The sequence below is a fragment of the Kushneria sinocarnis genome (assembly GCF_003633775.1).
Lineage (GTDB): Bacteria > Pseudomonadota > Gammaproteobacteria > Pseudomonadales > Halomonadaceae > Kushneria > Kushneria sinocarnis.
Genome location: NZ_RBIN01000011.1, coordinates 22,376 through 33,989, shown reverse-complemented (window position 1 = coordinate 33,989; position 11,614 = coordinate 22,376). Strand labels below are relative to the sequence as shown.

At 63.2% G+C, this 11,614-nt stretch carries 16 protein-coding genes and 1 other RNA gene; 8 read left to right on the top strand and 9 right to left on the bottom strand.

Going from position 1 to position 11,614, the window contains the following annotated elements; genetic code table 11:
• Positions 1-128: 128 nt before the first annotated feature.
• Positions 129-584 (bottom strand): ferric iron uptake transcriptional regulator, encoded by a 456-nt coding sequence (gene fur / locus C7446_RS15580; protein WP_121174040.1) that lies wholly within the window; start codon positions 582-584, stop codon positions 129-131.
• Between the two features lie 205 nt (positions 585-789).
• Here fur and C7446_RS15575 point away from each other — a divergent pair, with 205 nt between their 5' ends.
• Positions 790-1,068, top strand: coding sequence for an outer membrane protein assembly factor BamE (locus C7446_RS15575; protein ID WP_245977876.1), 279 nt, complete (start codon positions 790-792; stop codon positions 1,066-1,068).
• 48 nt (positions 1,069-1,116) lie between these two features.
• Here C7446_RS15575 and C7446_RS15570 read toward each other — a convergent pair whose 3' ends face one another.
• Together C7446_RS15570 and C7446_RS15565 are read right to left on the bottom strand one after the other, a co-directional pair.
• Entirely contained in the window at positions 1,117-1,419 is a 303-nt protein-coding gene (locus tag C7446_RS15570) for an RnfH family protein (RefSeq protein WP_121174038.1), read from the bottom strand.
• Positions 1,409-1,843, bottom strand: a complete 435-nt coding sequence (locus C7446_RS15565) for a type II toxin-antitoxin system RatA family toxin (RefSeq protein ID WP_121174037.1) — start codon at positions 1,841-1,843, stop codon at positions 1,409-1,411. Before C7446_RS15565 ends, C7446_RS15570 begins: the two co-directional genes overlap by 11 nt.
• A 168-nt stretch (positions 1,844-2,011) precedes the next feature.
• Here C7446_RS15565 and smpB point away from each other — a divergent pair, with 168 nt between their 5' ends.
• The 5 genes from smpB to C7446_RS15540 all read left to right on the top strand — a co-directional run bounded on the left by smpB (position 2,012) and on the right by C7446_RS15540 (position 6,821).
• On the top strand, positions 2,012-2,491 hold the full coding sequence (gene smpB, locus C7446_RS15560) for an SsrA-binding protein SmpB (RefSeq protein ID WP_121174036.1): 480 nt from the start codon (positions 2,012-2,014) through the stop codon (positions 2,489-2,491).
• Between the two features lie 60 nt (positions 2,492-2,551).
• Positions 2,552-2,934: a transfer-messenger RNA gene (gene ssrA, locus C7446_RS15555) on the top strand.
• Positions 2,935-3,305: 371 nt separating this feature from the next.
• Entirely contained in the window at positions 3,306-4,274 is a 969-nt protein-coding gene (locus tag C7446_RS15550; RefSeq protein ID WP_121174035.1) for a calcium/sodium antiporter, read from the top strand.
• 102 nt (positions 4,275-4,376) lie between these two features.
• Entirely contained in the window at positions 4,377-5,417 is a 1,041-nt protein-coding gene (locus tag C7446_RS15545; protein WP_121174034.1) for a CobW family GTP-binding protein, read from the top strand.
• A 552-nt stretch (positions 5,418-5,969) separates the two neighbouring features.
• A complete protein-coding gene (locus C7446_RS15540) occupies positions 5,970-6,821 on the top strand; it encodes an ATP-grasp fold amidoligase family protein (RefSeq protein WP_170150112.1) in 852 nt (283 codons plus the stop codon).
• A gap of 27 nt (positions 6,822-6,848) precedes the next feature.
• Here C7446_RS15540 and C7446_RS15535 read toward each other — a convergent pair whose 3' ends face one another.
• Positions 6,849-7,052 (bottom strand): hypothetical protein, encoded by a 204-nt coding sequence (locus C7446_RS15535; protein ID WP_170150111.1) that lies wholly within the window; start codon positions 7,050-7,052, stop codon positions 6,849-6,851.
• 25 nt (positions 7,053-7,077) lie between these two features.
• Positions 7,078-7,332: an Ogr/Delta-like zinc finger protein gene (locus C7446_RS15530; protein WP_121174031.1), complete on the bottom strand. Its 255-nt coding sequence runs from the start codon at positions 7,330-7,332 to the stop codon at positions 7,078-7,080.
• A 186-nt stretch (positions 7,333-7,518) separates the two neighbouring features.
• Between C7446_RS15530 and C7446_RS15525 the strand changes: the two genes are divergently transcribed.
• Positions 7,519-8,241, top strand: a complete 723-nt coding sequence (locus C7446_RS15525; protein WP_121174030.1) for a LexA family transcriptional regulator — start codon at positions 7,519-7,521, stop codon at positions 8,239-8,241.
• A gap of 89 nt (positions 8,242-8,330) precedes the next feature.
• Complete coding sequence (locus C7446_RS15520) at positions 8,331-8,717, top strand: hypothetical protein (protein WP_170150110.1); 387 nt, start codon at positions 8,331-8,333, stop codon at positions 8,715-8,717.
• Between the two features lie 12 nt (positions 8,718-8,729).
• Here C7446_RS15520 and C7446_RS15515 read toward each other — a convergent pair whose 3' ends face one another.
• The 4 genes from C7446_RS15515 to C7446_RS15500 all read right to left on the bottom strand — a co-directional run bounded on the left by C7446_RS15515 (position 8,730) and on the right by C7446_RS15500 (position 11,603).
• Positions 8,730-9,317: a GNAT family N-acetyltransferase gene (locus tag C7446_RS15515; RefSeq protein ID WP_121174028.1), complete on the bottom strand. Its 588-nt coding sequence runs from the start codon at positions 9,315-9,317 to the stop codon at positions 8,730-8,732.
• Between the two features lie 74 nt (positions 9,318-9,391).
• Positions 9,392-9,592, bottom strand: coding sequence for a hypothetical protein (locus C7446_RS15510; RefSeq protein WP_147408786.1), 201 nt, complete (start codon positions 9,590-9,592; stop codon positions 9,392-9,394).
• Positions 9,593-9,711: 119 nt separating this feature from the next.
• A complete protein-coding gene (locus tag C7446_RS15505; protein WP_121174026.1) occupies positions 9,712-10,527 on the bottom strand; it encodes an ABC transporter ATP-binding protein in 816 nt (271 codons plus the stop codon).
• Complete coding sequence (locus tag C7446_RS15500) at positions 10,527-11,603, bottom strand: FecCD family ABC transporter permease (protein WP_170150109.1); 1,077 nt, start codon at positions 11,601-11,603, stop codon at positions 10,527-10,529. Before C7446_RS15500 ends, C7446_RS15505 begins: the two co-directional genes overlap by 1 nt.
• Positions 11,604-11,614: the final 11 nt, after the last annotated feature.

The following is an 11,614-nucleotide window of genomic DNA, read 5'->3' as shown; positions in this document are numbered from 1 at the left end:
CCCGCTGGCCGAACACGTTCCTCAAGTCGGAGAAGCAAAGATGAAAGGGGCGCTGCAGCCCGGCTGCAGCGCCCCTTTCAATGCGCCTGTCTCACGGCGTCCGTCGGACCGCCGACCGGTGCCATGTCTCAGCGCCGGTTGCCGCCGCTATCCTGGCGGGTTGCCGTCGATCCCTTGGGCCGTACATACAGCACCAGGGCATGATCCACCAACTCATAGCCGCGCTGCTCGGCCAGCTCGCGCTGGCGTCGTTCGATGTCCTGATCGTAGAACTCGATGATTTCACCGCTCTCCAGACAGAGCATGTGGTCGTGATGCTCCTCCTGGGACATTTCGAACACGGCATGACCGCCGTCGAAGTTGTGTCGCACCACCAGACCGGCAGCCTCGAACTGGGTCAGCACGCGATACACCGTAGCCAGTCCCACATCTTCACCGGAGTCGAGCAACGCCTTGTAGACGTCCTCGGCGCTCATGTGGAGCTCCTCTTCCTCCCGGGTGGCTTCCAGGATCTGCAGGATCTTCACACGTGGCAGGGTGACCTTCAGCCCCGCCTTGCGCAGTTCCTGATTTCTATCGGACATGGCATCTCTTCGCAGTCACTTGATGTATCGGGTATGATCGGCTAAGGCAAACGATAGGGAAAGTCAGGGGCAAATGCAAAACACGTTCAGACTCGTCGCTTTTTGCTGCTTTATCAGTATTCTGACAGCAGGATGCGTCTACAAGAGAGACCTGCCGCAGGGCAACCTGATCACGCCCGACATGGTCTCCCGGCTCCAGCCCGGAATGAGCAGACAGCAGGTCCAGCAGGTCATGGGCAGCCCGCTGCTGGACGACCCCTTCGATGCATCGGTGTGGGATTACGTCTATCGCCTGAAAACGGCCGAAGGCGAGGTGATTCGCAAGCGGGTGACGCTGAATTTCGACAACAACCAGCTGGCCGGAATCGAGAAATCGGGCAATATCGATGCCAGTGAACGGGCATCGGACAAGGGCGCTCCCGCTTCCGGGGCGGCCATTCAGCCCGGCGAGGTGGTTTCTCCCGATCAGGGCGGTGGTTACTGAACGCGCGGCAGCACGGCCGCGTGGCAGGCTCACCGTTTCAGCCCGGCATCAGCGCTGCTGTCGGGCTCGTGCGCGGCGTGCCTGCTTCGGATCCCGCCTGAGCGGGCGATAGATCTCGATACGGTCTCCCGCACGCAACTCCCGGGAGGCCGGCTCGGCCACCGGCTCGCCGAAGATGCCGAAATCCAGTGCCGTGGCCGGCACATCCTTCAGTGCGGCACAGCGGTGGCGCAATCCCGAGAACTCGAAGGCCTCGAGCAGGGTGGTGCCCGCGGTAACTTCCAGTGCAATCAATTGCTGGTCGCGGGGTTCGGCATAGACCAGCTCGATATCGATTCGCTCACCTGCCATAGACTTCATCGGCACGTCTGACGAAGGCATCCACCAGCTGACCGGCGATCTGACCGAACAGTCGGCCGAAGGCCATGCCGATCAGTCGACTGGAAAACTCGAACTCCAGGTTCAGCGATACCCGGCATGCCTCGTCCCCCATCGAGGTAAACAGCCACTGGCCTTCAAAGCGCTTGAAAGGGCCCTCATTGAGCCTCATCTCGATGCGCTGGGGAGGATGCAGCTCGTTACGGGTACTGAAGGTCTGCTCGATGCCGCCCCGACCGAGCGTCAGCTCACCGATCAGCAGATCGTCACGCTCCTCGATGACCCGCGCATGGCGGCAGCCGGGCAGGAATTCGGGGTAGCTGGAAAAATCGTTGACGAGGTCGAACATCTGTCGGTCGGTATGTCGAACCAGCGCCGAGCGATTGACTGTAGGCATTCACCTCTCCGCTGACGGCCATGCCCCTGCAGGCGTATCATGGCCGGTTTGAATCGAATGGAAAACGCATTGTAACACGCAGCAGCCGCCGCTTCGGCGGCCTTCGATGCACTGCGTAAAGAATAGCTTACACTTCCCGTTTCATCCGAGACATGACACAGGACACCCATGGGCAAGAAGAAAGGCAAGGCGCAAGGTGGCAATCTGATTGCCCAGAATCGCAAGGCTCGGCATGAATATTTCATCGAGGAAACCTTCGAGGCCGGCGTTTCCCTGGCAGGCTGGGAGGTCAAGAGCCTGCGTGCCGGACGCTGCCAGCTGGTGGACACCTACATCCTGGTGCGTCGTGGCGAAGCCTGGCTGCTGGGCACGCACATCACGCCCCTGACCACGGCCAGCACCCACACCGCAGTGGAACCGGACCGCACCCGCAAGCTGCTGCTGCACAAAAAGGAGATCGCCCGGATCTTCTCGCGCACCCAGGACAAGGGGCATACCTGTGTGCCGTTGCGCCTCTACTGGAAGGGCCCGCTGGTCAAGTGCGAACTGGCGCTGGTGGTGGGCAAGCAGCAGCGCGACAAGCGTGATACCGAGAAAAAGCGTGACTGGGAGCGTCAGAAGGCGCGCATCATGCGTACCACGCGCTGAATCCGGCCGTCCGGATGGCTGTACATGACCGGGATTCATGACTACACTGTATAACGTATCGGGGGCGTTCCGGATTCGACGCCGGTAGTGACCCCTGAGGTGCATGCCGAGAGCGTAGCGTATCTCGTAAATCCAACGTTACCTTTAAAGATAGTCGCAAACGACGAAACCTATGCTCAGGAAGGTGCACTCGCAGCATAAACCCTGCGGGTAATCTTTCTACCCTGAAGCGATGTGCCTGTTCATCGTGGATGGGCGTGAGCCAAAGCTGACAGGATCGCGAATGACGGCGTCTTCACGTCATTCGTTAAAATCCGGAAGACTCGCTGTATCGGATCCTGATCGTCGGAGCCGATGCGGCTAAATCAAAAGACGGAACTAAGCATGTAGATCCGAAGGGCGAGCACCGGCGGACGCGGGTTCAACTCCCGCCGCCTCCACCAAACAGCACAAGGGCCGCTGAGCCATCAGCGGCCCTTTTCTTTGTCCGGACAGTGGCTTACGACACATCTGAATGCCGCCATGGTCGGAATTTGATCAATCAGGCATCAGATGGACTGTATCGGGCATGGCTGAGGCAACATGTCAGGCAACATTTGCCGACTGCCCGGGCGACTCTGACTGTCCCTTGCCGTGCCCGCTCCCGACCGCAATCCGGACCCCATGTTCGCAGCCGGCAGGCAATGTCCGTGCCGGACGGCTTCCTGGCCCGTCCGGAGCGACCCGGAAGGTGCACCAGCGGACCACCCTGCGAGCACCGGGACTGCTACAGTCAGGGACGCATCATCGGGTAACGCAACGGAACGAAGACCTCATGATACTTTCCCTGACGGCTGTCGTATTCGGCCTGCTGCTGCTGGTCTGGAGCGCCGGGCGCTTTGTCGAGGGCGCGGCCTTGACCGCACGCCACTTCGGCATGCCGCCACTGCTGGTCGGCATGGTTATCGTCGGCTTCGGAACCTCCGCGCCGGAAATGGTGGTATCGGCCCTGGCAGCCCTTCAGGGCAATCCCGGTATTGCGCTCGGCAATGCCTACGGCTCGAACATCGCCAACATCGCCCTCATCCTGGGCGTGACCGCCCTGATCGCACCCATTGCCGTGCGCTCACGCCTACTGCGCATCGAACTGCCCGTGCTGGCGGTGGTCACCGGGCTGGCGATCTGGCAGCTCTGGGATGGCCGCCTTTCACGCCCTGACGCGATAGTACTGCTGGGCGTGTTCTGCTGTCTGATGGGCTGGTCCATCCGGCAGGGCATGCGCCCGCAGCGCGATACCTATTCAGGCGAAGCAAGCGCCGGGTATGCCGACGCCTCCGGGTCACCGACCGCCGCCATGCTGCGCCTTGCCATCGGCCTGATCCTGCTGATCGTGAGTTCGCGCATTCTGGTCTGGGGCGCGGTCGAAACGGCCCGCGGACTGGGCATCAGCGATCTGATCGTCGGGCTGACCATCATGGCGATCGGGACCTCCCTGCCGGAGCTGGCCTCCTCGATCATTGCCACCCGCAAGGGTGAGCACGAGATTGCCCTGGGCAATGTGATCGGCTCCAATCTGTTCAACACCCTGGCCGTGGTGGGTATCGCCGGGGCCATTCATCCGATGGCGGTCGAACCGGCAGTGCTCTACCGCGACATGCCGGTAATGATGACGCTGACGCTGGCGCTCTTCATGCTGGGCTATGCCCGGGGCAGGCAGGGTCGCATCAACCGCTTCGAAGGCGCCGCACTGCTGGCCTGTTTTGGCGGGTACAATGGCTGGCTGATCGGCAGCGTGGCACTTTGACCGGTACCCTGTTCATGACCGCCGGGCAAGATTCCCGGTTCGGGCAGTCGACCCGAGACTCTGCTAGAGTCGCGCAGAGTGCAGCAGCCCCCGGACGCCTTCATGACCGACAGCCGCCACCAGCGCATCCCCGTGACCGTCCTGACCGGCTTTCTCGGCAGCGGCAAGACCACCCTGCTCAATCAGCTGGTCCGTCAGCCGGCCATGTCCCGGGCGCTGGTCATCATCAACGAGTTCGGTGACATCGGCCTGGATCATCAGCTGTTCAGCGCCAGTCACGAAACGCAGGTGGTGGAACTGAGCAGCGGCTGTCTGTGCTGTGCGGTGCGCGGTGATCTCACCCGCACGCTGCGTGACAGTGTGTGGCGCTTTTCACGCGAGGGGCAGCGCCAGTTCGATCGGGTCATCATCGAGACCTCCGGCCTGGCCGACCCGGCGCCCATTCTGCACACCGTACTGGCGGCGCAGCGCGTTGCCCGGCACTTCCGGCTCGATGGCGTGATCACGACCATTGATGCCCTGCATGGCGAGGCGAGCCTTGAGCGCCATCCCGAAGCACGCGCCCAGGCCGGCATGGCGGACCTGCTGCTGATTACCAAAACCGATGCCGCCGATGACGAGCGGGTGACGGCCCTGCAGCAGCGGCTGACCCGGCTCAATCCCGCTGCCGGACAGCAGTGCATCCGGGACGGCATGATCGCGGCGGAGGCCCTGCTCGCCCCGGCAGCAGCCATCGCTCCCGCCACCAGGGTCGCCGGCTCGCTGACACCCGTGCGCGGCGCGCCCCTGATGCTGCCGAGCGACGATCACGCTCACGACGACCGGACCCGGGCACACTGCATTGTTCTCACCGAGCCCATTGAGCGCTCGCGCCTAGCGCGCTGGCTTGCACACATCGAGTCCCTGATGGGCCCCGACTTCCTGCGCCTCAAGGCAGTACTGGCCATCGCCGACGAACCGCGACCGAGCGTGGTTCACGGCGTACAGCATACACTTCAGCCTCCCCGGCAGCTGGAAGACTGGCCGGATGGCAGGCAGCAGTCCACACTGGTGTTCATCACACGTGAGATGGCTGCTGAAAGGCTCGAAGCAACACTGTCACTGCTGACCGATGAACGACCGGCAGCCCGGCCGCAAGGCTGACTGCCTGCCGCACCGCGCTGTCGGCTGCCGGTCATGGAACATGCCGATTGATCGGCCTGGCTGTTATTGAAGCGAGCCAACACAATACAACCATTTCAGCACATCGCTTATCGGGGCGACGTGCCACCCTTGTAACCGAGATATGACATCGTCTGGCGCACGGGATGGCACGACCTGACCCATGGTGCGATGCGTCAGGGTGTTCAACAGAAAGACTGTTCAGAGACAAGGAACCGAGCGCAGTGTCGATCACCGCACCGTGATGATCCCGGGCCTGGTCGACTTTCGCCTTCCGGCAACTCATCCAGACCGGCTCATCGCTCTGCTGCCGACCGCGCATGCCAGGGACAAGGACGGCTGCACTCAACATGGACCGTGACTCCGTAAAACCGGGGTGCAGCACGTCCGGCACGAATCAGAGAAGGAGAGCCCATGCCCAGGGCCATCAGGAATGTCATGCAAGGCTCACTATCCATCGGTACAGGAACCGCTATGAATGCGCATGGCGAGTCAGGCGGTAAACCTCCCCTCGGACAGCGCCTGAACCAGGCCGTGGGTAGTCTGCGCCACCGCATCATGCAGGCACTGCCCGACCGGCTGCATGTTGCGCTGCGCTATCGTCGGGTATTCGGCAGATTCCCCGATCTCGAGCACCCGCAGACCTTCAACGAGAAGATCTGTTATCGCAAGCTGTATCCCGAACCGAGCTACTCGATCCTGAGTGACAAGATTGCTGCCCGGGATCACGTCGCCGGCGTGATCGGCGGCGAACACCTGGTGCCATGTCACGCCATCTGTGAGGAGCTGACGCCGGATATCTATCACGAGCTGCCGGCCAGTTTCGTCATGAAGGCCAATCACGGCTTCGGCTACAACATGCTGGTGCGGGACAAGCGGGACTACCCTTACCCCATGCTCTATAACCTCAGTCAGGCCTGGCTCGGGGAGGACTTCTCCAGAATCTCGCGGGAAGCGCACTATCAGGACATCAAGCCGCGCCTGATCATCGAGCGACTGCTGCTGGATGAAAACGGCAATGTGCCCAAGGATTACAAGTTCCATGTCTTTCGGCCGAGCGGCCAGGAACCGGTGGTCTTCATCGAGGTCACCCATGACCGCTTTTCCGATTATCGGGTGGACTTCTATGACCAGCAGTGGAACATGGTGGAGGTGCGCGAGGATCGCTTCAGCAGCGGTCAGCCGATGCCCAAGCCGGCTCTGCTCGATCACGCTCAGGAGCTCGCCCTGAAACTGTCGGAAGGGTTCTCTTACGTGCGGGTCGATTTCTACCTGGTGGATGGTCAGGTCTATTTCGGCGAGCTGACCTTTACACCGACCGCCGGCCTGATGAAGTTCAAGCATCACCAGACCGACGTGGAATGGGGCCGCCTGTTCGAGCTCTGAAATGCCGGACCGGCAGCACGGTGCCGGTCACGAATGCTGCGGCCCGGGTTCCCGCTGGAAGCGCCAGGCGCAGTGGCGGGAGGCCAGCGCCTCCTGCAGCTGCTCCACTTCCTCGAAGGTCAGCAGCATCGCCCGCTCGTAGCGATGGACCTCGCCATCGCGAATGATGGTCAGCGCCCCGGTTTCGCACAGCGTACCCCGGGGCTGCATCTTCTCCCTGACCTGTTCCATGATCGTATCGCACTCCATGTCAATCCTACTGCGTCAGCTGTTCACGAATGCTGTCCCGCAGCCGGGGGGACATCGGCAGCCGGATCTCCGGATTGGGCTGCTGGCTGAAGGTCAGGGTCTGGGTCATTTCCAGCGCCATCTTGCCCCGCCAGCCGCAATCCGGGTTCTGACACTCGACGGTGGCCTCCCGATAGACCGGGGTCAGCTGCTGACTCTTGCGAATACGGGCAAATTCACCGCAGTGGGGGCAGCTCAGCCGCATGTTGTTGCGTCGTTCCATGAATATACCTCCTCTCGTTGTATCGGAGCCCGGTTACCTGTCATCGCTCTCGCCCGGATCAGCACAATCCGGCATGCAAAGCGGCGGACAACGGCGGCAACCTGTAGTAAGCTCCTATAAGTTCATCATTTACGGCTCACAATCTATGCCCTTTAAGGGGATTGGTCAACTTTAAGGCGATCAATTATGACTATGTCGCCCACCGGGGACAGCGAAAGTCTGGCTATGACCAATGCCATCATGGCCCGCATGAAACAGCTACTTGGCGTTTCATCCGACTATCAGCTGGCTCAGCGCTTTGGCAAGTCCACCAGTGCCATACACAACTGGAAGAAGCGCGGAACGGTCCCGATCGATGAGTGTATTGAACTTTCAGTTGAATATGATGCCAGCCTGGACTGGCTGATCATGGGCAAGGGCGCGCCGCCCTGGGAAATGCCGGCGACGCCCGCCTGGAGCGAGCCGGACAGCGACCTGCCGTCGCATTTCGCCCTGCGCGATTTCGTGGGCGTGCCACTCTATGACATCGAGGCTGCGGCCGGGCCGGGCCAGCTGTTCGACAGTGAGCAGGTGGAGACCTTTCTCAGCTTTCGCCACGACTGGATCCTCAAGGAGGGCCTGCACCTCAAGGACCTGGTGGCCGTACGCGTCCGCGGCGATTCCATGGACGGTACCCTCAAGGATGGCGATACGGTGCTGATCAATCGTTCCATCATCCGACCCGATGGCGTCTTCCTGATCCGCGTGGGCGACGAGCTGCGCATCAAGCGGGTACAGCGACTGGCCAGTGGCGCCCTGCGGCTCTCCTCGGACAACGATCATTATGCACCGGAGATCATCGAGCCGGAGCAGCTCGGCAACGTGCAGATCATCGGCCACTGCTATTGGCACAGCGGGCGGGTGTACTGACGTGGCAGGCTGTAACGGCCTGCCATGCCGACCCTGAGCGGGATACTGCATGGGGGTGGTCACCTTCGCTGACGGGTCCGAAGGGACGCATGCCAACGGGAGAATTCACCACCATGCTGCTTCGCACGACACTGCTGCTCTCCGCTCTATGCGCGCTCTCTGCCTGCGCCGGAGGGGTTCCGGAAGACCTCTCTCGTCCGGCCGCCGCTCCGCTGGAGATCAACACCCACCCCGGCCACGATACCGAGGATCTGCAACAGGCCTGTGCCACCACCATGCTGGCCTATGCGCCGGTCACCCGGGCCACCGATGTCACCTCACGAATCAGCCACGATGACGATGACGACGTGGTCATTGTCCGTGGCGTACTGCTGGGTCTGAGCCGCTTCGACCCCCGGCTGCCGGTTACCTACCGCTGCGACTATCATGACGGTCGGCTGGTACGCGGGCGCTGGCTGCAGGGGCTGAGCGACTGACGGATCAAGCGCTCAGGGCAGCTTGCGCATCCAGAAGGAGAGCGGCTTGGCAGAGGGCCGTGACGCATCGACATCCTGCCAGACATAGTCGGTGCGCAATTCGGGATGATGACGGTAGCCGCGCCGGCGCCAGAACTCATCGAGCGGTCGATAGTCTGGCGGGCGCAACGGATGATCCGCGGGCCGTTCCACGGCGCAGAAGGCGCACCGGTCGACATGCTCCAGCTGCCGGGCGTGCGCTTCACGGGCCTCGAAAAAGCGCACGCCCAGTCCCTGGCCCCGCCACTCAGGCAGAAGAATCGACTCACCGAAATAACAGATCCGTTCCGGGGCCCAGCCCGCCGTGCGAAAGGGGCGCATGAACTCCTCGGTCTCGTCCGTCAGCGGCAGGGCGGTCGAGGCGCCGACCACCCGGTCGGCATCCAGTACCAGAACGCAAAGGCTCCGGGGTGACTCGACATAGGTCTGCAGATAGTCGGCCTCGTAGGCGGCCGAACCATCATAGAGATAGGGGAACTCACGGAAAACGGTGATCCGCAGGCGGGCCAGCTCATCGAGCCAGGGCGCCATCTCGCGGCCGTGCAGCAAACGAATATCCATGCATCCGACACCGCCGGTGAATGAAGGCCTCATCATGACCTTTACTGCGTGAGGTGCAAGCCCGGCGGCCCCGATCAGCCCCACGGGACGCGATTGCGCAGGGTGAGTTCGCTGAGAAGATCGTCAACCCGCCCCAGATAGGCCCGACAGCGGGCGCAGTTTACCCGGCTCTCGTCGATATCAGCCGGATCGATCACGAAGAGCTGACTGCCACAGAGAAAGCAGCTGGGCGGAGGGCGACTGGCATCGCCATGGCTCGGAGGGGCAATATTCATCAGGCAGGTCTCGGCAACAGGGCGCAACGCCACAAGCAGCATCGGCCGGCAGCGCGGAAAATGAAGGGTTGCGTAAAATCATCCCACGCCGGAGCCACTCTTCCGCACGGCCGATACCCTCATTTCAGGGCACGCAGGCCGGTCAGCACGGGACTACCGGTGATCGGGTCCTCCAGCAGGGTACACTCGACCCCGTAGAGATCGCGTACCAGCTGCTGCGTGACCACCTCCCGCGGCGCGCCCGCTGCCACGATGGCACCCTCCTTCATGGCGACCAGATAATCGGCAAAGCGGCAGGCGCTGGCCAGGTCATGTACCACCATGGCCAGTGTCTTGCCCGTGGCGGCCAGCCCCCGGAGCAGCTCGAAGACCTCGAGCTGGTGACCCAGATCCAGTGCCGCAGTCGGCTCATCGAGCAGCAGCAGGGGCGTCTGCTGAGCGATCGCCATGGCAATCCAGGCACGCTGACGCTGCCCGCCGGACATCGCCTCCAGCGGCCGATCCGCAAGCTCGTGCAGATCAGCAGCGGTCAGGGCCTCATCCACGATACGCCGATCCCGGGCCGACCACTGCTGAAACAGTCGCTGATGCGGCTGACGCCCGAAGCGGATCAGCTCTGCCACGGTCAAGCCCTCCGGCGCCTGTGCCTCCTGGGGCAGCAGCGCCAGCCTTCTCGCCATCTCGCGCACCGGCAGTCGCCGGATATCATGGCCATCAAGCAGTACCGCGCCACCATCCGGCGCATGCAGACGCGCCAGTCCGGCCAGCAGGGTCGACTTGCCACAGCCGTTGGGGCCGACGATGGCCGTCACCCGACCGGGCGGCAGGGACAGATCGAGCCCGGCGATGACCGGGCGCCTGGCACGCCCACGCCCATACCCCAGGGTGAGCCGGCTGGCAGCCAGCGTCGAAACCGTATCGTTCGCTTCACTCATCACGTCAACCTCGCCTCGGGGCGCAGCAGCATCCACAGCAGAAGGGGCGCGCCGACAATGGCCGTGACGATACCGACCGGCACCTCGATGGGAGCCAGCAGCAGTCGCCCGACCAGGTCGGCAAGGGTCATGAGCAGTGCACCGGCCAGCATCGCTGCCGTCAGCGGCACCCCGCGTGGCGAGGAGAGCCGACGGGCCATTTCCGGCCCGATCAGGGCCACCAGCCCCACCGGGCCGGCCACGGCGACAGCCAGCGCCGTAAGTGTCACCGAAAGCGCCAGGGCAGCATGGCGACAGGCACTCGCGCGATAGCCCAGCCCCCGGGCAATGGCATCGGAAAAGCGCAGTATCGTCAGCGCCCGCGCCAGTCGGAGAGCCACTGCGAACCCCGGGAGCAGACCGATCAGCAGCCAGCGCAGTGCCTCGGAATTGCGGGCATTGAGACTGCCCACCGTCCAGGGATAGGCCGCATTGGCGACATCAATCGCCACCCGCATCATCAAAAGCTGCGTCAGCGCGCCGAACACCGCTCCGACGCCGATGCCCGCCACGATGAAACGATACCCCCGGGTGCCGACATCACAGGCCAGAGCAAAGGTCACCACCGTTGCCGTCGCGGCTCCGGCCAGGGCCATTGGCGGCGGCGCCAGACCGACGCCGAGCCCCACGACAGAGGCAACAGCAAAGGCGGTGGCGCCGTTGTCAATACCGATGATGCCGGGCGTCGCCAGCCGGTTCCGGGCCACGGTCTGCATCAAACAGCCCGCCAGCGAGAAGGCCGCGCCGGTCGCCAGCCCGGCCATCAGGCGCACCAGCCGCAGCTCCTGCACCACGAACACATGAATCGCCTCGCCGGTTCCGAAAAGCCCCGCCAGCGCCTGTCGCGGCGACAGCGTGATACTGCACAGCGAAAGCGCCAGCACCGCGACCAGCAGCACCGCCGCCAGCAGCAGCAGGTTGGCCAGGGCAGCCCGGCGATCGATGAGCAGCGAATACTCCCTGCCACACACCACACCCCCCAGCCGCCGGAAGCCGGCGGGCGCCGGTACGCCATCGCGGTCAGCGGAGCAGGTCATCAACAAGTCAG

Coding starts and splice junctions, on each gene's coding strand:
- C7446_RS15535 (WP_170150111.1), bottom strand. CDS start 7,052: ATGGAACAGGTCAGGGAGAAGATGCAGCCCCGGGGTACGCTGTGCGAA.
- C7446_RS15565 (WP_121174037.1), bottom strand. CDS start 1,843: ATGCCTACAGTCAATCGCTCGGCGCTGGTTCGACATACCGACCGACAG.
- C7446_RS15500 (WP_170150109.1), bottom strand. CDS start 11,603: ATGACCTGCTCCGCTGACCGCGATGGCGTACCGGCGCCCGCCGGCTTC.
- C7446_RS15545 (WP_121174034.1), top strand. CDS start 4,377: ATGACCGACAGCCGCCACCAGCGCATCCCCGTGACCGTCCTGACCGGC.
- C7446_RS15520 (WP_170150110.1), top strand. CDS start 8,331: ATGCCAACGGGAGAATTCACCACCATGCTGCTTCGCACGACACTGCTG.
- C7446_RS15550 (WP_121174035.1), top strand. CDS start 3,306: ATGATACTTTCCCTGACGGCTGTCGTATTCGGCCTGCTGCTGCTGGTC.
- C7446_RS15575 (WP_245977876.1), top strand. CDS start 790: ATGAGCAGACAGCAGGTCCAGCAGGTCATGGGCAGCCCGCTGCTGGAC.
- C7446_RS15530 (WP_121174031.1), bottom strand. CDS start 7,332: ATGGAACGACGCAACAACATGCGGCTGAGCTGCCCCCACTGCGGTGAA.
- smpB (WP_121174036.1), top strand. CDS start 2,012: ATGGGCAAGAAGAAAGGCAAGGCGCAAGGTGGCAATCTGATTGCCCAG.
- C7446_RS15515 (WP_121174028.1), bottom strand. CDS start 9,317: ATGGATATTCGTTTGCTGCACGGCCGCGAGATGGCGCCCTGGCTCGAT.
- C7446_RS15510 (WP_147408786.1), bottom strand. CDS start 9,592: ATGAATATTGCCCCTCCGAGCCATGGCGATGCCAGTCGCCCTCCGCCC.
- C7446_RS15525 (WP_121174030.1), top strand. CDS start 7,519: ATGACTATGTCGCCCACCGGGGACAGCGAAAGTCTGGCTATGACCAAT.
- C7446_RS15570 (WP_121174038.1), bottom strand. CDS start 1,419: ATGGCAGGTGAGCGAATCGATATCGAGCTGGTCTATGCCGAACCCCGC.
- C7446_RS15505 (WP_121174026.1), bottom strand. CDS start 10,527: ATGAGTGAAGCGAACGATACGGTTTCGACGCTGGCTGCCAGCCGGCTC.
- fur (WP_121174040.1), bottom strand. CDS start 584: ATGTCCGATAGAAATCAGGAACTGCGCAAGGCGGGGCTGAAGGTCACC.